15 protein-coding genes and 1 tRNA gene are annotated in these 16,857 nt (G+C 71.4%); 6 read left to right on the forward strand and 10 right to left on the reverse strand.

What is annotated here, in order from left to right:
• The coding region (locus K8Z61_RS06485; protein WP_224127660.1) for an HNH endonuclease signature motif containing protein at window positions 1-747 on the forward strand (747 nt) is incomplete at its 5' end.
• A gap of 85 nt (window positions 748-832) precedes the next feature.
• Here the strand turns inward: K8Z61_RS06485 and K8Z61_RS06490 are convergent.
• From K8Z61_RS06490 to K8Z61_RS06500, 3 genes are read right to left on the reverse strand one after another with little or no spacing between them, the layout of a single operon-like run.
• Complete coding sequence (locus tag K8Z61_RS06490; protein ID WP_224127663.1) at window positions 833-1,636, reverse strand: aminotransferase class IV; 804 nt, start codon at window positions 1,634-1,636, stop codon at window positions 833-835.
• Complete coding sequence (gene murD, locus K8Z61_RS06495; RefSeq protein WP_224127665.1) at window positions 1,633-2,958, reverse strand: UDP-N-acetylmuramoyl-L-alanine--D-glutamate ligase; 1,326 nt, start codon at window positions 2,956-2,958, stop codon at window positions 1,633-1,635. The genes K8Z61_RS06490 and murD overlap by 4 nt, the downstream gene beginning before the upstream one ends.
• Window positions 2,948-4,297, reverse strand: a complete 1,350-nt coding sequence (locus K8Z61_RS06500) for a hypothetical protein (protein WP_224127668.1) — start codon at window positions 4,295-4,297, stop codon at window positions 2,948-2,950. Before K8Z61_RS06500 ends, murD begins: the two co-directional genes overlap by 11 nt.
• Window positions 4,298-4,413: 116 nt before the next feature.
• On the opposite strand from K8Z61_RS06500, the gene K8Z61_RS06505 reads away from it, so the two are divergent.
• Window positions 4,414-5,697 (forward strand): vanadium-dependent haloperoxidase, encoded by a 1,284-nt coding sequence (locus tag K8Z61_RS06505; RefSeq protein ID WP_224127670.1) that lies wholly within the window; start codon window positions 4,414-4,416, stop codon window positions 5,695-5,697.
• A gap of 252 nt (window positions 5,698-5,949) precedes the next feature.
• Window positions 5,950-7,326 (forward strand): aminotransferase class I/II-fold pyridoxal phosphate-dependent enzyme, encoded by a 1,377-nt coding sequence (locus K8Z61_RS06510; protein ID WP_224127672.1) that lies wholly within the window; start codon window positions 5,950-5,952, stop codon window positions 7,324-7,326.
• Between the two features lie 13 nt (window positions 7,327-7,339).
• Here the strand turns inward: K8Z61_RS06510 and K8Z61_RS06515 are convergent, their stop codons facing one another.
• Window positions 7,340-8,020, reverse strand: coding sequence for a haloacid dehalogenase type II (locus K8Z61_RS06515; protein ID WP_224127674.1), 681 nt, complete (start codon window positions 8,018-8,020; stop codon window positions 7,340-7,342).
• 507 nt (window positions 8,021-8,527) lie between these two features.
• Here K8Z61_RS06515 and K8Z61_RS06520 point away from each other — a divergent pair.
• The 3 genes from K8Z61_RS06520 to K8Z61_RS06530 are packed head-to-tail and all read left to right on the forward strand — an operon-like array spanning window position 8,528 to window position 10,307.
• Window positions 8,528-9,415 (forward strand): pentapeptide repeat-containing protein, encoded by an 888-nt coding sequence (locus K8Z61_RS06520; protein WP_224127676.1) that lies wholly within the window; start codon window positions 8,528-8,530, stop codon window positions 9,413-9,415.
• Entirely contained in the window at window positions 9,412-10,014 is a 603-nt protein-coding gene (locus tag K8Z61_RS06525) for a nucleotidyltransferase domain-containing protein (RefSeq protein WP_224127679.1), read from the forward strand. The genes K8Z61_RS06520 and K8Z61_RS06525 overlap by 4 nt, the downstream gene beginning before the upstream one ends.
• A complete protein-coding gene (locus K8Z61_RS06530; RefSeq protein WP_224127682.1) occupies window positions 10,011-10,307 on the forward strand; it encodes a hypothetical protein in 297 nt (98 codons plus the stop codon). The genes K8Z61_RS06525 and K8Z61_RS06530 overlap by 4 nt, the downstream gene beginning before the upstream one ends.
• Before the next feature lie 725 nt (window positions 10,308-11,032).
• Here K8Z61_RS06530 and K8Z61_RS06535 read toward each other — a convergent pair.
• From K8Z61_RS06535 to K8Z61_RS06560, 6 genes are all read right to left on the reverse strand, one after another.
• Window positions 11,033-11,106: transfer RNA gene (locus K8Z61_RS06535), tRNA-Met, on the reverse strand.
• A gap of 89 nt (window positions 11,107-11,195) precedes the next feature.
• On the reverse strand, window positions 11,196-14,300 hold the full coding sequence (locus K8Z61_RS06540; protein ID WP_224128740.1) for a UPF0182 family protein: 3,105 nt from the start codon (window positions 14,298-14,300) through the stop codon (window positions 11,196-11,198).
• Between the two features lie 5 nt (window positions 14,301-14,305).
• Window positions 14,306-14,920, reverse strand: coding sequence for a PPA1309 family protein (locus K8Z61_RS06545; RefSeq protein ID WP_224127685.1), 615 nt, complete (start codon window positions 14,918-14,920; stop codon window positions 14,306-14,308).
• On the reverse strand, window positions 14,917-15,966 hold the full coding sequence (locus tag K8Z61_RS06550; RefSeq protein ID WP_224127688.1) for a PDZ domain-containing protein: 1,050 nt from the start codon (window positions 15,964-15,966) through the stop codon (window positions 14,917-14,919). The genes K8Z61_RS06545 and K8Z61_RS06550 overlap by 4 nt, the downstream gene beginning before the upstream one ends.
• A gap of 55 nt (window positions 15,967-16,021) precedes the next feature.
• Complete coding sequence (locus K8Z61_RS06555; protein WP_224127691.1) at window positions 16,022-16,285, reverse strand: hypothetical protein; 264 nt, start codon at window positions 16,283-16,285, stop codon at window positions 16,022-16,024.
• A 35-nt stretch (window positions 16,286-16,320) separates the two neighbouring features.
• On the reverse strand, window positions 16,321-16,800 hold the full coding sequence (locus K8Z61_RS06560; RefSeq protein ID WP_308116752.1) for a molybdenum cofactor biosynthesis protein MoaE: 480 nt from the start codon (window positions 16,798-16,800) through the stop codon (window positions 16,321-16,323).
• Between the last annotated feature and the right edge of the window lie 57 nt (window positions 16,801-16,857).

The following is a 16,857-nucleotide window of genomic DNA, read 5'->3' on the forward strand; positions in this document are numbered from 1 at the left end:
TGGCTCGGCCAGACCGGCTTCGACGGCACCGTCGATGTGTCCGCGATCCTCGACCAGCCCGACGCCGCCGACCTCGAACGCGTCATCGCTGCCCTCGCGGAGCAGCTGAAGAAGGCCGGCTCCGAGGAGACCTTGAGCGTCCGGCGCGCGAAGGCCGCCGGGATGCTCGCCCGGGGCGAGCAGGCCCTCCCGCTCGAGGTCGGCGAGACCTCCACCGGGAACGCTCCGAGCCGGTCGAGGCATCTCACGCTCTACGTCCACCTGTCGGTGGACGCGGTCACCGGCGCCCTCGGGGACGTCGCCCGGAGCGAGGCGTCACGGTCGCCGCTGGGTGTCGACGTGATCAAGGCCTGGTGCCAGACCGCCGGCACGAACGTCACCGTCCGGCCGATCCTCGACGTCGCCGCAGAGCGGTACTCCGACGCCTACGAGGTGCCGGACCTGATCCGCGAGCAGATCATCCTCCGCGACCACACCTGCGTGTTCCCCTACTGCCGTCGGCCGGCGAGGTCCTGCGACGCCGACCACATCGACCCCTACGAGACCGGCGGCCCGACAGCGTCCTCCAACCTCGCGCCCCTGTGCCGCAAGCACCACCGCCACAAGACCCACGACGGCTGGCGCTACAAACCCGACCCCGACGGACCACCCGGCACCTACCTCTGGCGCTCACCCCACGGCGTCCGATTCCGACGCGACCGCCACGGCACCACCCTCACGGTGGTCGAGCCTGACCCCGGTGGTTGAGCCGGCCCCCGGTGGTTGAGCCTGTCGAAACCCCCGGCCCCACCGCTAGGCGCCACCCGCAGCCCGACACCACCCGGTGATCGGGCTACGGGCGCGCCCGGAGCGCGTCCCGGGGCAGTGCCGCGTACTCGCGCGCGACTGCCCCCTGGAGGTCGCGATCGACCGGCAGCTCCCGCCCGTCGATCGCGACGAGCGGCCGTGCCGGAGCGGTCGCGCTCACGGCGAGGACGAGCTCGGCTTCGAAGATCTCGTCGACGGTCACGGGACGTCGCTCGACCCGGCGCCCGAGGCTGTCGGCCAGTCGCGCGATCAGGTCGACGGTGACGCTCGGGAGCACGTCGTCCACCGGCGAGATCATCGCGTCACGGGTCCAGGCGACGACCGACCACGTCGCCCCCTCGAGCACCTCCTCGCCCCGGCAGAGCAGCACGTCGTCATGACCGGCGAGCTGCGCGAGACGGCGCAGGTGCAGCTGGACGAGCAGGTCCGTCGACTTGATCGACGGCAACGCCCGCACGTGCTGGGCGGTGCCGACCCGGAGGCTCGCAGCCGCGGCGAGCGGTCGCATCGAGACGAGCACGCGACAGCCGGCGGCGTCGGCGGGCCGCGCGAGTGCGACGGCCTCCGGCACGAGGGTCACCCGCATCACCTGAGGCACCGACGACGCCCGGACCAGGTGGGCCGCCGCAGCAGCGAGGACGAGGCGCGCGTCCAGGTCGTGCCCCCACAGCGCCGCCGCGTCCCGGCGCAGGCGCTCCAGGTGGGCGTCCAGCCCGACGACCCCGTCGTCCTCGACGACGAACGTCGTGAACACCCCGTAGGGGTAGAGCGCGAGCTCAGCGGGCAGGGCATCGACGACCTCGCCGTCGAGGGAGTGCACGGCCGTCACGACGACGAGAGGGCCGCCGCACGGAAGGCGGCCGAGCGCGCCTCGTAGTCGCGGAACTCGTCGAAGCTCGGTGCGCCGGGCGAGAGCAGGACGACCTCGGAGTCGTCGGCGCACACGCGGCCCATGGCCTCGGCGAAGCCGGTGGCCGGGGCGGTCGGGACGCCACTCTCCCGCACCCACCGCTCGCCGGCGGGCCCGAGCGCGACGACGGTGACCGCCGCGGGTCCGGCGGAGCGGGTGGCGAGGTAGCGGGCCAGCGGCTCGAACGACAGACCTCGATCGGCCCCGCCGAGCACGAGGCACACGCGGACGTCGGGGAAGGTCTCGAGCGCGGCGACCACGGCCTCGGGCGCGGTGGCGAGACTGTCGTCGACCCACTGGCGGCCGTCGTCCGAGGGCACCGTCTCGAGGCGGTGGGCCAGCGGCGCGAAGGTGCGCGCGGCGTCCAGCAGCTCGGTGCGGCGCACGTCGGGCAGGTCGAGGCCGACCGCGACGACGGCCAGGGCGAGCGCGAGGTTGGTCAGGTTGTGACGCCCCGAGACGGCCACCTCGGACGCGGCCAGCTCGCCCACGCCGGCCCACGCGAGCCCCGCGTCGGTGACCGCGAGACCGAGCTCGGCCGGGACGAGCAGCCGGGTGGCCGGGCCGATCCGGGCGCGCACCTCGGTGCCGACGACGCCGTCGAGGTCGGGCACGACGACCAGCTCGGGAGCGTGGGCGATCAGGTTCAGCTTGTCGGCGACGTACTGCTCGTAGCCGCCGTGCCAGGGCAGGTGCTCGGGGTAGAGCGAGGTGACGACGGCCAGCCGCGGCGAGCACGAGAGGTCGGCGGCCTGGTAGCTGGAGACCTCGGTGACCGCGATCTCGGCCTCCCCGGCGTCGCCGTCGGTGACGGGCGTGCCGCCGTTGCCGACGAGCGTGGCCGAGACGCCGACGCCGCGCAGCAGGTGGTGGGCGAGCGAGGACGTGGTGCTCTTGCCCTTGGTGCCGGTGACGGCGAGCACGCGCGCGGCGTTCTCGGTGAGCCACAGGTCGGTCAGCGAGGTCACCCGGACGCCCGCGTCGGCGACCGCCCGGAACTCGTCGGACGCATGCGGCACGCCGGGCGACTTGATCACGACGTCCGCGGCCAGCAGCCGCGGCAGCGCGTCCGCCCCGGCGACGACGACGCCGAGCGAGGGGTCCGCCGGCGGGACGCCGTCGCCGGTGACGACGACGGTGGCCTCGAGTCCTCGACGGCGCAGCTCGGCGACGGCGGCGCGCCCCTCGCGGCCGGCACCCCACACGACGACGTCGCGGCCGCGCAGCTCCTCAGACCGCACGGGCGATCGCCTCGAGCGCAGGACCCAGGCAGTGCTCGTCCTCGTGGAACGCGAAGACCCGCTCGGCCTCGTCGGCGCCGGCGGCGAGCGTCGCGACCTCCGGGCGCTCCAGGAACGGGTGGCCGGTCCAGTCGGGGTGGGCGCGCAGCAGTCCGAGCGCGACGCGGCACTCGTCGGGCTCGCCCACGCACTCGAACGGCTTGAGCAGTCCCTCGGCGCCGAGCAGCTCGAGGAAGCCCTCGCGCTGGGCGGGGTCGGCGAAGAGGTCGCGGCCCGAGAAGATCGCCAGCAGCTCCTCGCGGGGCAGGAAAGGCCCCAGGCAGAGGAAGACGAAGCGGCACTTGGGGCAGTCGCCGCACCACGACGTCCGCTCGCTCTCCTGCAGCTTGAAGGCGCGATTGCAGCTGGTGAAGACGCCGTGGTACGCCCGGTGCTCGGCGAAGCGCCGCGCGATCCGCAGCTCGGTGAGCGGACGCAGCAGCGACACGTAGTCGGGCGCACCCGTCGGCAGGCTGGCGCGCAGCAGCCGCTCGAAGGCGAGGCCCTTCGACCACTGGTGGTTGACGACCCGGCCGTGCCACGCGACGTTGCCGTACGACGAGCTGGCCTCGTTGCTGAAGACGACGGTGTCGAAGCCGAGCGCGAGCGCGGTCAGCACCGCGACGAGCGAGTTGACGGCCGTCACCGGCACGTGGCCGTTGGGCGCCCCCTCGGCGTTGAGCCGGAACAGCTCGGGGTCGAGCCGGCGTCGCGCGGTGTGCAGCGGCCGCTCGGCGACCTGCGCGGTGGCCTCGATCGGGGCGTAGGCGTTGACGGAGAACAGCCCGACGTCCAGACCCGCACCGAGCAGCGCCTCGATCGAGACGATCGAGTCCTTCCCGCCGCCCACGGCCACGAGCACCCGGCCGGGCCGGTGGGAGGCGCTCCCGGCGTCTGGCGAGGACGGCGCGGCCGGTGCGGCCGGTGCGGCTCGGTCCGGGCCGAGGATCGGCGTGGAGAACACCTCGGGCAGGTCGTTGACGTAGGCGAACTCGCCCAGCCCGTTCGGGGTCAGCTCGGCGAGGAAGGCGCGCTCCTGCGCCGTGAGCCCGTCGGGCACCTCGATCGCCCCGGGGGCGTAGGCCTTGGCGTAGCTCAACGACGCCGCGAGCGACAGCAGGCGCAGCAGCGGCTCGACGACGGCGGGATCCGCGCCGTCGAGCGGTCCGGGCAGCTCGACGGTCTCGACGAACGAGGTGCGCACGCCGTCGGACGCGACGCCGAGGTACGGCAGCTCGATCCGCGCGCCGTCGAGGCGGGGCGGCAGGCACTGGAGGATCCGTCCACCCGTCGTCGTCACGGCGGCGATCCTACGGCGGCGCGCCGACGCGGACGGGTCCGGTCGGCGTGGATCGGCGCCCCGTGCTTATGCTCGACCAACTCGATCGTCTTTGTTGCTTATCTTGGAGGCCTGCCATGACCGAGAACGTCGCACCGTCGCGCCGCTCGCTGCTGGCGGGGGCCGCGCTCAGCGCCCCGCTCGCCGCGACCGTCGCGCTCTCCCCCGCCGAGGCGCACGCCGCGCCATCGGCTCGCGCCGGCCGTCCGAAGGCGCCCGTCGTCGGCGGCGCGCCGGCGTCCCTCGCCGTCGGCTGGCACCTGCTCACCGAGAGCGCTGTCGCGGCCGCGGCCTTCCCCGAGCCGATCACGCAGAGCCGCACGTGGGCGGTCTCGTGGCTGGCCGCGGCGCGGGCGACGAAGGGCCAGAAGGGCCCGTACGCGTCCGCCGCCTTCGTCCAGGCGCTGCACGACACCCTCGTGAGCCTCGTCCCGACCCAGCAGCAGGCCCTCGACACGGCGCTCGCCGCCTCCCTGGCGACCATCGCCGACGGCGCCGCCAAGAGCCAGGGCATCGCCGCGGGGACGGCCGCGGCGACCGCCGTCCTGGCGGAGCGCCAGGGCGACGGCACCGACACCGCCTCGGTCAACACCGCCTACACCCCGCCCGCACCCGCGCCCGGCGTCTGGCAGCTGACGCCGCCGACCAATCGGCCCGCGGTGCGCGCCGGCCAGGCGAACGCGAAGCCCTTCCTGCTGGCCTCCAACGACCAGTTCGACCCCGGGCCGCCGCCGGCGCTCGACTCCGCCGTCTACCTGCGCGACCTCGCCGAGACCCGCACGCTCGGACGCAAGGAGGCCCAGCGCACGCCGGAGCAGTACTCCGTGGCGAAGTTCTGGTACCCCGGCATCACCGGCTTCTCCGCCCAGATCACCCGCCAGCTGCTGATCTCGCAGCCGGCCGCGTCGCTCTCCCGGCTCGCCCGACTGGTCGCGACGCTCCACGTCACGAGCGTCGACGCGCAGATACACCTGGCGAAGACCAAGTACCAGTACCTGTTCTGGCGCCCGTTCACCGCGATCACCACCGGCGCGACCGATCAGGACCCCACCTGGACGTCGCTCGAGAACGCCCCGCAGCACCCGGAGTACCCCAGCGGCCACACGCTGCAGGCCGGGGCGCAGCAGGTCGTGCTCGAGGAGCTCCTCGGCCGACGCTCGCCCGTCACGGTGGCCCTCACGAGCGCCAACCTGCCCGGCCAGGCGCGCCTGTACGACGACTGGAGCGTGCTCACCCACGACGTCATCGACGCCCGCGTGCTCGAGGGCGTCCACTTCCGCAACTCCGACCGGGTCGGCGCCCGACTCGGCAAGCGGGTCGCCCGCTACGGCCTCTCCCGGCTGTCCACGATCGGGCTCTGAGCCGTCCCGCCACCGAGGGGTCCGTGCCGCAGGCACGGGCCCCTCGTCGCGTCCAGACCCCCAGGTCGAGTGAACTTCTACGCTTTGCCTACCGCCCCCTGACGGAACCCTGACGCCGCGTGTGATCTTCGGAATACCGGCGGCCCGGACGACGCGCGCACCGTGGAGGGACGGGACTCGGGATCCCCCGGGTCCACCGACCCGTCCGTGCGCGGCTGGACGCCGCCGCACGTCGAGGCAGGAGAGCCGCCCATGTGGACCACCGCTCAACGTCGACGCCTGACCGAGACCCCGTACGCCGACGCGCTGGAGCGGCACGCCGGCGCCGGCATCGCGAACTTCCACGCCCTGCCGATCGGCTCGCTCTCCCACGCCCCCGACCCCGAGGTCTCGGTGCACGCCGAGCAGCTGCGCCGGCTCTTCGGCTCCCGCATGCTCGCCACCCAGGTGACGCTCGGCTCCCCCGAGCTCGACTCGTTCTTCCGCGCCCACCGCTCGCTGGCCCGCTCGCGCCGGCTCACCGCCGAGGCCTTCGGCGCCGACGAGACACACTACGTCACCACCGGCACCACGGGTGCGAACCAGATCGCGCTGGAGGCGCTGCGGGTCGGCGGGGCGCGCGTGCTCGTCGACCGCTCGATGCACCAGTCGATCCACTTCGCCCTCGACCGGCTCGGCGCCGAGGTGCACTACGCCCCCACGACTCCGGCGGACGCCGAGCACGGCGTCATCACCGCCCTGCGACGCGCCCGCGCCGAGGGCGTCGCCTACGACGTGGTCGTCATCGGCGTCTCGGCCTACGACGGCGCGCTGGTGCAGATGCGGCGCTTCCTCTCCGCGCTGCACGAGCTGACCGCCGACACCGGCTGCCGGGTGCTGGTCGACGAGGCGTGGACCGCGATCCACGCCTTCCACCCCGCGCTGCGTCGCAACGCGGCCGTACCGTGCATCCGCGAGGCGCTCGACGACCACCCCGACTGGCCGGCGTCCTTCCTGGTCACGCAGTCGACCCACAAGTCGATGCTCGCGCTGCGCCAGGGCTCCTACGTGCACGTGCTCGGATCGGCGTCGGTGCGCGCCGACGTGCACGCGGCGGTCTACCGCGTGCACACCACCAGCCCGTCGCTGCCGATCGTGGCCAGCCTCGACGTCGCCCGAGCGCACGCCGTCGCCGAGGGCGAGGCGCTCGTGGAGCGTGCGCTGGTGCTGGCCGACCGCATCCGCGACCTCGCCCGCAGCACCCCCGGGCTGGACGTCCACCAGCCCGTCCCGGCCCTGGGCGGCGCCTACGCGCTCGACCCGATGAAGGTGCACGTCGACCTCGGCAGCCCCGAGCGGGCGCACGTCGTGCGGCGCGAGCTCTTCGACGAGTACGGCATCTTCGTCTCCCGTCAGGACGGCGCGACCCTGCTGTTCACCGTGCACGTCGGCGTCACGCCCGAGCAGGTGGACGTGCTCGCCGAGGGCATCGAGGCGATCTGCGGCACCGGCCGGACGGTCGCGGCCGGCGCCCTCGACAGCCGCTACGTCATCGCCTACCCGCCGGGCATCCCTCTGCAGGTGCCCGGCGAGCAGCTCGCCGCTCCCCCGGAGCTGCGCGGCGGCGAGGAGCTCTACTCGACGTTCTGAGCCGGCCCGACGCTCAGCGGAGCCGGCGGGCGAGGTCGACGAGCGAGGACGCCGTCAGCTCCGCCTCGGCCGCGTGGCGCGGGTACGGGCTGCCGTCGCGGTCGATCCACGCGGTCCGCAGCCCGGCCCGGGCCGCGCCGTCGACGTCCCACGGGTGCACCGCCACGAGCATCGCCTCCTCCGGCCGGACGCCGCAGCGGCGCAGCGCCCGTGCGTACGCCTCGGCGGCCGGCTTCCACGGCCCCGCCGCCTCGGCGTCCTCGACGGACAGGCAGGCCTCGACGTGCGCCCGCGCGCCCGCCCGGCCGAGCAGCGCCTCGGCCACCGAGGCGGCGCCGTTGCTCAGCGTCACCAGGCGGATGCCGAGGCCGGCCAGCGCCTCCAGCCCCTCGGCCACGTCGGGGTGCACGTGGAGCTCGGCGAACCCGGCCAGCACGTGCTCGACCGCCTCGTCGAGCGGACGGTCCAGCGCGACGCCGTGCAGCGCCACCCGCAGGCACCCGTCCGCCACCTCCGCGAACCGGGCCGACGCCCCCGCGGCGGTGAGGGCGACGCCGTCGCGCAGCACCGAGGCGAACCACGTGCGCGCGAGGCCACCGGGCGCCCCGACGTCCTCGAACCGGCCGGCCAGGGGCGCCATGTCCGAGAGCGTCTCGTTGACGTCGAACAGGATCAGCGCGGGACGGGTCGGCACCGGCTCACCGTAGCCTCGAGACATGCGAAGGGCCCGCACAGGAGACTGTGCGGGCCTTCGGATCTGTCGCGGGGGCAGGATTTGAGCCTGGGACCTCTGGCGGGTTCCCGGAGTTCTTCTGTCGCTTCCGAACGATTGTGATCAGTGTCAAAAGGCCTATGTGAAGGGGACATTTGGCTCTGCAATCGGCCCCAACCTGCCTCATGGATCAGGTCAATGCCAGGTCGATCCAGGTGATTGTGATGGATCAATGATCGCTCTTGGTCAGGATAGCTAGAGGGTTGGGGGCGACGACCCGCCGTCGGCTGCTAGGCGAGGGGCTTCCTCGCGGCATCACACTCGGCGCGCATGATCGCAGGCGTGATGTACCGAGTATGGATCTCGGACTCCTTCAACGCCTTCTTGTCGACCTCAGCCACGACCATCAGTGTATTGCTCAGACCCGCCAAACTGAACGGAACTCCGACTAGAGTCGGATCGTGAAGCGCGTGGGCGACTGGAGTTCGCATGACAGCTGAGTACCTGCTGGGCCGTGAGCCCGCTCGCCTGGCGGACGAGCAGCCTTCCTACACGGATGCCCTCTTTGCGGCCGAGAGGTTCGAGGGCAAGATCGTTGAGGGCTCAAACTTCACTCACAGTACCTTCGCGAATGTTTCTCTTAAGAACACCACCTTCGACAGATGCAAGTTCGTTAATGTGGCGTTCGTCGGCGCATATCTCCGAGACACTATTCTCAGGGACTGTCAGTTCGAAGGATGCAAGTTCATCAACTGCGACATGACGCGCGTCGATATCCGCTCATGTTCCCTGAAGTACTACAACTCGTTCACAGAGACTCCTGTCCCATTCGATCGAGTCCGCGATTCCCTCCCAGAGGAGGGAAACCTACGACAGTTGCTTTGTGAGAACCTGAGCCGAGAGGCATCCCGCGTTGGCGACTACGACGACGCGGGTAAGTTCCGAGCGGCGGCGCTCGATGGCCAGCAACGATTCCTAAAGGCGGTGTTTCGTCGAACAACTCCCTACTACCGTGAGAAGTACGGCCTTGGCGACCAGATCGATGCGGGACTCAAACTGCTCCGACTCGCGGTCTTCAACCTGATTTGGGGAAGTCGACGTAGCCACTGGACGGTGTTCCGAAACTGGGTGCTGGTGGCGCTCGTCGGATTCCTCGTCTTCGCCACCTCCTACCGCAAAGTCGAGCCCGGGACGAGTTGGTGGCACGCGGGCCTGTACGGCGCGTTGGCGGCAATCCCCATCAGTCCACCGCAAGATCTGGAACTGCACGGAACCCATCTCCAGGTGTGGCTCGTCATCCTTCGCTTTCTAGGGCTGATGCTGGCAGCAATCCTCGCCGCCTTGCTGTTCGCACGTGCATACGAGGGCCGACGATGACCTACGTGCGAATGCTCTACGGCTCGCGTGCCCGTGGCGACCAGGACGGCCTCAGCGACACAGACCACCTCGTGATCGACGACGAGCCGGGCGCGGACTACTCGTGGGATGACATTCTTCGCCTGCGGTCATATGGGTCGCTCTTCCTCTGGCACCTGGCGTTGGAAGGTGTGGTGCTCGACTCCGATGAAGACGGCGCCGACCGGTGGACCCGGCTATCGACTTCCTTGCCTGCGTACGGGCGAGTGGACGATGACATCGAGTCATTCCAGACCGTGCTGACGGACGTGCAGCATGCGCTGACGGCACGCGACACCGATGTCCTTTTCGAGGCGTCGGTGCTAGCTCGGACAGTCCGGCATGCAGCGATACTGGGATGTCACGTGACCGGAGATCCGAACTTCTCCCGATACGGAGCAGTGGAGAAGGCCTTGATCCGCCTGCAGATCCAGCGCCCCGCAGGCGCTACGTTCGAGAGCCTGTACGACGCTGTCCTGCGCCCGGACGACTTTGCGCTCGACGCGAGCGCGGTCGACAGTTGGGTCACAGTCGGCTTCGAACTGACAGATCGCATCCGGCAGGAGGGAGTAGCGGCGTGAACACCGACCCGATCACACAGCGGCTCGACCAGCTCATCGAAACCCTCGACGACCCAAGAGCTGCTTACGTCGTCCGTAGCCGACTCGACAGGGTGCTACTCCTCGTGAACCGGACCATTGGCGGCGCAGATCTTGACGACCAGCGAGCATCCAAGGTTGAACAGTTGACCCGCGACATAGATGAGCATTTTGCGGCGCTGCGACGACGCAGCGAACCATTCGGAGAAGCGTGGCTCACCAACCTTGCATCCGCCCGAAAAGCGCTACTGGACCTTCGGCAAGTGCTGGCATGAACGGCTCCGGTCGGTGATGCCGGCGATTGCCTGCGTCGCGCTCAGCTAGAGGCCTCATGCAGTTCAGGTGTTGCGCATCTGCCACAACCGTTTGGATACGTTCAACCTGGGATGCGGAACCATGGAAGGGTGCATTCCGTCCCAAGGACAGACGTCACGCAGAACGAGGATTTAAAAGCGGCCCAACCCTCGTTCCGAAAGAGGTGTAGCGAGAAGCCGAACCTCTCGACGCATCGCGTCCTCGTAAAGGCGGCGCGCTGACGCCGCGATGCGCTCCTCAAGGGCGCTGTCGGCCAGCTAATAATCGCCTCGCCGAATCTGCTGTCGAGGGTCAGCGACGTGTCGACCGGCCGGCAGGTGTGCCGTTCGGCCAGTCGTCGCCGCAGCGCGATCTCGGCCGCCGTTCAAGATCTGCCTCGGGCCGAGGCCAGCCGGGACTTGCCGTCAAGATCGCGATATTGCGTCCGCACCTCGATCCGACCGAGCCAGTTCTATGACCTTCACGGCGCCATGCGTGCCGACCGGCACCCGCTAGCGACTCACCGGTCCGCCTCGTGCCGAATCTCCAGCCAGGTCTGCACATCGGACGGCCAACTTGAGACGTTTGCCGCACTCGAAGGCTCGCGGAGCTGTGCCGACCACCCGCGAGACGCTCATGAGGGGCTCCAGCCCCAACACCCGAAAAACAGATCGAGGCCAGCCAGCGGCTGACCTCGATCTCCTTGTAGCGGGGGCAGGATTTGAACCTGCGACCTCTGGGTTATGAGCCCAGCGAGCTACCGAGCTGCTCCACCCCGCGTCGGTGAACCAGACGTTACAGGGAGGCGGTGGAGCGGGCCAAATCGGGGCCGCCCCACCGCCTCCCCGAGGTGCGGAGGCGGGTCGCCGTCAGCCGGCCGGCGAGGGCGACGGCGTCGCGCTCGGGGCTGCGGACGGGCTGCCCGAGGGCGCCGCCGACGGGCTGGCCGACGGCGAGGCGCCGGGCGAGCTCGAGGGCGTGCCGTTCGAGAGTCGGAGCGCGTCGTTGACGGCGGTCTGGGCGGCGTTGATCTGCTTCTGGTACTCGCCCAGGTCGTTGTCGGTCAGCGCCTGCTGGGCGGCCGCGAACGCCTGGTCGGCCCGGTCGAGCAAGGCCCGGATCCGCTCCTGCGTGGTGCCGGTGCCGCCGGTGGCGCCCGTGCCCCCGGTGCCGCCGGTCTGGCCGCTGGTCTCGGACTCGTTGACGCCGAGCGCGCTGGCCAGGGCCCGGCTCAGCGTCGTCCCGACGCCGACGGTGCCGTTGTACGACACCACGACCTGCTGGAGGATCGGGAAGCCCGAGCTGGCGCCCGCGTTCAGGGCGTAGATCGGCTGCACGTAGATCAGGCCGCCGTCGACCGGCAGGGTCAGCAGGTTGCCGTACAGCGGCAGGTTCGGGGCGCTGAACGGCAGCAACCGCTGACGCACCGTGTTGTCCTGCTGGATCTTCGTCGAGACCAGACGCGGACCGTCGACGCCCTGCGTGGGCACCTCGAGCACCTGCATCTTCCCGTAGTCGGGCGAGGTCGCGTCGGAGTTGACCGACGCGAACGCGGCGAGGTTGTCCTTGCCCGAGGGCACGAACACCGAGGTCAGCGACCAGGTGTCCTCCGGACCCGAGCCCGGCTTCGACTGCGAGAACAGCCGGTACGGCGGCTGCATGAGCCGGTTGCCGGCGTCGGTCGGGTCGAGCGGGACGTCCCAGCGGTTGGCACCGGTGTAGAAGTCGCCGGCGTTCGTCACGTGGTAGCGCGCGAACTGGTAGCGCTGCACCTTGAACAGGTCGTCGGGGTAGCGCAGGTGCGGCAGCAGCTCCTCCGGGATCGCCGCCTTCGGGATCACGGTGTTCGGGAACGCCTTCTCCCACGTCTGCAGGATCGGGTCGCTCTCGTCCCAGGCGTACAGCGTGACGGTGCCGTCGTAGGCGTCGACGGTGGCCTTCACCGCGTTGCGCATGTAGTTGATCTCGTCGGTCGGCGGCGCCTGCAGGCCGGTGTTCTCCTGCCGCGAGTCGGCCGTCATCCGGGCGAACGACTCCTTCTCGGCGTTCGGGTACTTGTCGGTGGTCGTGTAGCCGTCGACGATCCACAGGATCCGGCCGTTGACGACCGCCGGGTACGCCTCGCTGTCCAGCGAGAGCCACGGGGCGACCTGTCGGACGCGCAGGCGCGGGTCTCGGTCGTAGAGCACCTGGCTGTTGGCGTTGACCCGGCCCGAGAGCAGGAAGTTCGGCTCGCCGAACTTGATCGCGTACATGAGCCGACGGAACGTCGAGCCGATCGGGATGCCGCCCTGGCCGTCGTAGGTGGTGGAGCGGTCGACGGCCTGGTCGGCGTTCGGGATGTCGGTGCCGTCCTGACCGGTCTGGCCCGACTGGCCCGACTGGCCGGAGCCCTGTCCCGACTGACCGGACTGGCCCGAGCCCTGGCCGGCCGGCTGGTCGGCGAGACCGAGCTCGACGTCCGGGGACGACGGCGTGGCCTTGCCGACGATCGAGTAGTCGGGGCTCTGCTCGCCGAAGTAGATGCGCGACTCGTAGCCGCCCTCGGCCTTGGAGAGCGCGTCCTGCCCGGCGGCGATGCCCTCCGCGTAGGAGAGGCCGCCCTGGCTCGGCGAGCCGGCCGCGGACCGCTGGTTCGCGAACGCCGCGATGAGCCCGTTGCCGTGGGTGTAGACCGTGTGCAGGTTGGTCCAGTTGCGCGAGCCGGGGTTGATGCCCTGCTGGTTGAGCTCGCGGGCCGCGAGCACGAGCGCGCGGTCCTGCCCGTCGATCTCGTAGCGGTCGACGTCGAGCACGTCGCCGACGGAGTAGTAGTTGCGCGCCTGCTGCTGCTGGACGAAGGCCCGACGCACGAGCAGCGGGTCGACGAGCGGCACGGAGGCCAGCTGGCCGCCGAGCTGCGACGCGGCCGTGTTCGACGTGCTCCCGCTGACCGGGTAGTCGATCGTCTCGACGTTGTCGAGGCCGTAGGCGGTGCGGGTGGCGGCGATGTTGCGCTGGATGTAGGGCTGCTCCTTGTCGGCCTCCGAGGGCTTGACCTGGAACTGCTGCACCACGCCCGGGACGATCAGCCCGAGCAGGATCGAGGAGAGCACCATCAGGCCGGCGCCGACGGTCGGCAGCGTCCAGGTGCGCCACCAGACGTTGAGCAGGAACAGCACGGCGCAGACCAGGGCGATCGCGGCCAGGATGTTCTTGCCCGGCAGCACCGCGTTGTCGTCGGTGTAGGTGATGCCGGTGACCAGCCCGCCCGACTGGGTCAGCACGTCGTAGCGGTCGAGCCAGTAGTCGAGCCCCTTGACCAGCAGGAACACGCCGATCAGCACCGACAGCTGCACCTGCGCGGCCGTCGTCAGCCGCTCACCGGCGGCCTGCAGCCGGATGCCGCCGAAGAGGTAGTGCGTGAGCGCCGAGGCGAGGATCGCCACGACCAGCGCCGCGAGCAGCAGGTTGACGAGGTACTGCCAGAACGGCAGGTCGAAGATGTAGAAGCCCAGGTCCTTGCCGAAGTACGGGTCGGTCTGGTTGAACGCCGTGCCGTGCCGCCACAGCAGGTAGGAGCGCCACTGCGAGGCCCCCGAGCTGCCGGCGAAGACCAGCATCAGCAGCGCGATGCCGACGATCAGCGCCCGCCGGATCGGGGTGAGCGACTCGCGGTAGCGGTCGAGGTTGTCCTGCTGCGGCAGGGAGACGAACAGCGGACGCGAGCGGAACGCGACGACGATGTTGGCGCAGACCACGACCGCCATGAACAGGCCCGCGCCGAGGAACAGCGCCACCTTGGTCCAGATCAGCGTCGAGAAGACCGAGCCGTAGCCGAGGTCGGTGAACCACAGCCGCGAGGTGTAGAAGCGGGCGAAGGCGGTGAGGGCGAAGAGCGCCGCCACGAGGATGACGCCGGTGATCAGCAGCGCCCGCGACCGTCGACTCGGCCCCGTCGGCTCCGCGGCGCCGCCCTGGGGATCGTCGTACATCTCGGTCACGGGGCATCTCCTGCTTCCGGATCGGGGTCGAGGGTGGCCTGCAGCAGCTGCAGCAGACCGGGCACGAGGTCGGGACCGGTGACGACCAGGCTGGGGTCGTCGTGGCTCCGGAACCGCATGGCACAGAACGAGTCGCCGGCGCGGGTGGTTCCGGCGACCAGCCGCAGCTCCTGCCTCAAGGGGTGGGCGGCGGCGAACCGGGCCGCCTCGTCGGGGTCGGACGGCACGTCGCCGTCGGCCTCCGGCGGCAGGACGGTGCGCTCGACGACGGCGGCGCAGCCCACGACGTCATCGGGCCACACGAGGGTCTCGAGCACCTGCTCGAGCGGACGGTCGTGGGGCAGCTGCTCCTGCTGCACCGGCGTCAGGCTGCCGGGCGCGGGCTCGCCCTCGAGGCCCAGCAGGACGGCCAGGCCGGGCTCGCGCCGCAGCAGGTCGGCGGTCTCGACGAGCGCGAAGAGCTGGGCGGGCTGGTCCCAGCCGCCCTCCCCCACGTGCTGCTCGACCTCGACGACCGCCTGGGCCAGCGGCGTGTCGGGCACCGGGGGCGGCTCGCCGGGGCCGGTCGGGATGGCGAGCGGCTGGTCCGGCTGACCCGGCTGATCGGTCATGAGGCGCCCTCGCACGACGGGAGACTGGCGTTCGGGTCCTTCGTCCAGGCGCGGATCGAGCTCAGCGCGCTGTCGAAGGTGTCGGCCCGCACCAGGCGCGGACGCGGGGTGGCGGCGCCGAGCGCCTCCTTGCAGTTGTCCGGCGGCACGAGGAAGAGCTGCGCGCCGTCGCGCTGCGCACCCGCGATCTTCTGCTGGATGCCGCCGATCGGGCCGACCTTGTCGTCGAGGTCGAGCGTGCCGGTGCCGGCGATGACCTTGCCGTCGGTGAGCGAGCCCGGGGTCAGGGTGTCGTAGATCGACAGCGCGAACATCAGGCCCGCGCTGGGGCCGCCGATGCGCGGGTCGATGTTGACCCGCACCTGGAACGGGTACTGGAAGAGCTGCCCGGGCTGGACGCCGATGCGCGGCGAGCCGTCCTGCACCTGCGGGGTGATGCTCACCTGCCGGCGGCGACCGTCGCGCTCGATCACGAGGGAGAGCGGCTTGCCCGCGGGGGTGGCCTTGACGGCGTCGACCAGCTGCTGGGGGTCGGTGAGGGGCTTGCCGCCGACCGAGACGATCACGTCGCGGGGCTCGAGGACGCCGTCGGCCGGCGTGTCGGGGTAGACGTAGTAGACGCCGAGGGCCGGCTTGACCGGCAGGCCGAGCTTGCGCAGCGCGTCGGCGATCGCGACGTCCTGGGAGGTGACCATCGAGACGGCGCCCTCCTGCCGGTCCTGCTCGGCGGTGACGTCCTCGGGGTGCACGAAGTCATAGGGGTAGACGGCGCGGGTGCGGTCGAGGTAGGCGCTCAGCAGCGGCACCAGGCCCAGCTTCGAGCCGACCGGCGAGACGTTGACGGTGACCATCCGCAGCTGGCCGTCGTCGCGGTAGGTCTTGGCCCCGCTGACCTGCACGGTCTCCGAGCCCCGGGTCTGCCCGAGGACGTCGATCGTCGGGCCCGGCGAGTAGGTGCCGTACGGCAGCGGGGCGAAGCACACCACGGCGAGCAGCACGAGCCACAGGGGCGTGGCCACGAGGGCGGCCACCGTCCGCTGGTTCATGCGCTCACCCTCTCATCCGCGGCCAACCGGACGCCGGGGCGGGGGCGGAGGCGGATCAGGAGGCGCGGCGCTGGTCGACGCCCGCGCGGCGCGAGGGACGCACCGCGACGCCGGTGCTGCGGTCCTCCGCCCGGGGCGGGGCGGCGTAGGGACGCCGCGGCGAGCGCTCCAGGGCGACGCCCAGGCGACGCGCCCGCTCGTCGCGGTCGAGACGATCGAGGCGCCCGCCCGCGGGGCCGCGGCGCTCGAGCACCGCCACCCAGGCCGCGGCCGCGGCGGTGACCACGACAGGCGGCACGAGCCAGAGCAGGATCTCCACCCTGCGAGGGTAGGACGCCCGGGCGCCCGGCGACGTCAGGGCGCGCCGACCCACTCCTCCGTGCCGTCGTCGAAGCGCTGGTGCTTCCAGATCGGCACCTCGGCCTTGAGCGTGTCGATCAGCGCGCGGCTGCCGACGAAGGACTCCCCGCGGTGCGCGGTGGCGGTGCCGACGACGACGGCGAGGTCGCCGATCGCCAGGGTGCCGACCCGGTGCACGGCCGCCACCGCCGGCAGGCCGTGCTCGGCGGCCACCCGTGCGCAGACCTCGGCCAGCCGCTCGGCGGCGCTGGGGTGCGCGGAGTACTCCAGACCGGTGACGCCCTGACCGCCGTCGTGGTCGCGCACCCGCCCGACGAAGAGCACCACGCCGCCGGATCCGTCGTCGTCGAGCGCCTCGAGCACCTCCGCGACGTCGAGCGGCTCCTCGCGGAGCTCCGCCAGCCGGACGACGGGACGGGACTCGGCGGCGGACTCGGCGGCAGGCTCGGCTGCGGGCGCGGCGGGATCGGGCACAGCGCCACCCTAGGCGGGCGCCTCCGCTCTCAGCGAACACCCATCCGTCCCCCGTAC

It is taken from the genome of Nocardioides sp. TRM66260-LWL, assembly GCF_020075545.1.
Lineage (GTDB): Bacteria > Actinomycetota > Actinomycetes > Propionibacteriales > Nocardioidaceae > Nocardioides.

Bases quoted from the DNA above. Each gene is read 5' to 3' on its own strand.
- K8Z61_RS06505 (WP_224127670.1), top strand. From the start codon at position 4,414: ATGACCGAGAACGTCGCACCGTCGCGCCGCTCGCTGCTGGCGGGGGCC.
- K8Z61_RS06510 (WP_224127672.1), top strand. From the start codon at position 5,950: ATGTGGACCACCGCTCAACGTCGACGCCTGACCGAGACCCCGTACGCC.
- K8Z61_RS06520 (WP_224127676.1), top strand. From the start codon at position 8,528: ATGACAGCTGAGTACCTGCTGGGCCGTGAGCCCGCTCGCCTGGCGGAC.
- K8Z61_RS06525 (WP_224127679.1), top strand. From the start codon at position 9,412: ATGACCTACGTGCGAATGCTCTACGGCTCGCGTGCCCGTGGCGACCAG.
- K8Z61_RS06540 (WP_224128740.1), bottom strand. From the start codon at position 14,300: ATGTACGACGATCCCCAGGGCGGCGCCGCGGAGCCGACGGGGCCGAGT.
- K8Z61_RS06545 (WP_224127685.1), bottom strand. From the start codon at position 14,920: ATGACCGATCAGCCGGGTCAGCCGGACCAGCCGCTCGCCATCCCGACC.
- K8Z61_RS06550 (WP_224127688.1), bottom strand. From the start codon at position 15,966: ATGAACCAGCGGACGGTGGCCGCCCTCGTGGCCACGCCCCTGTGGCTC.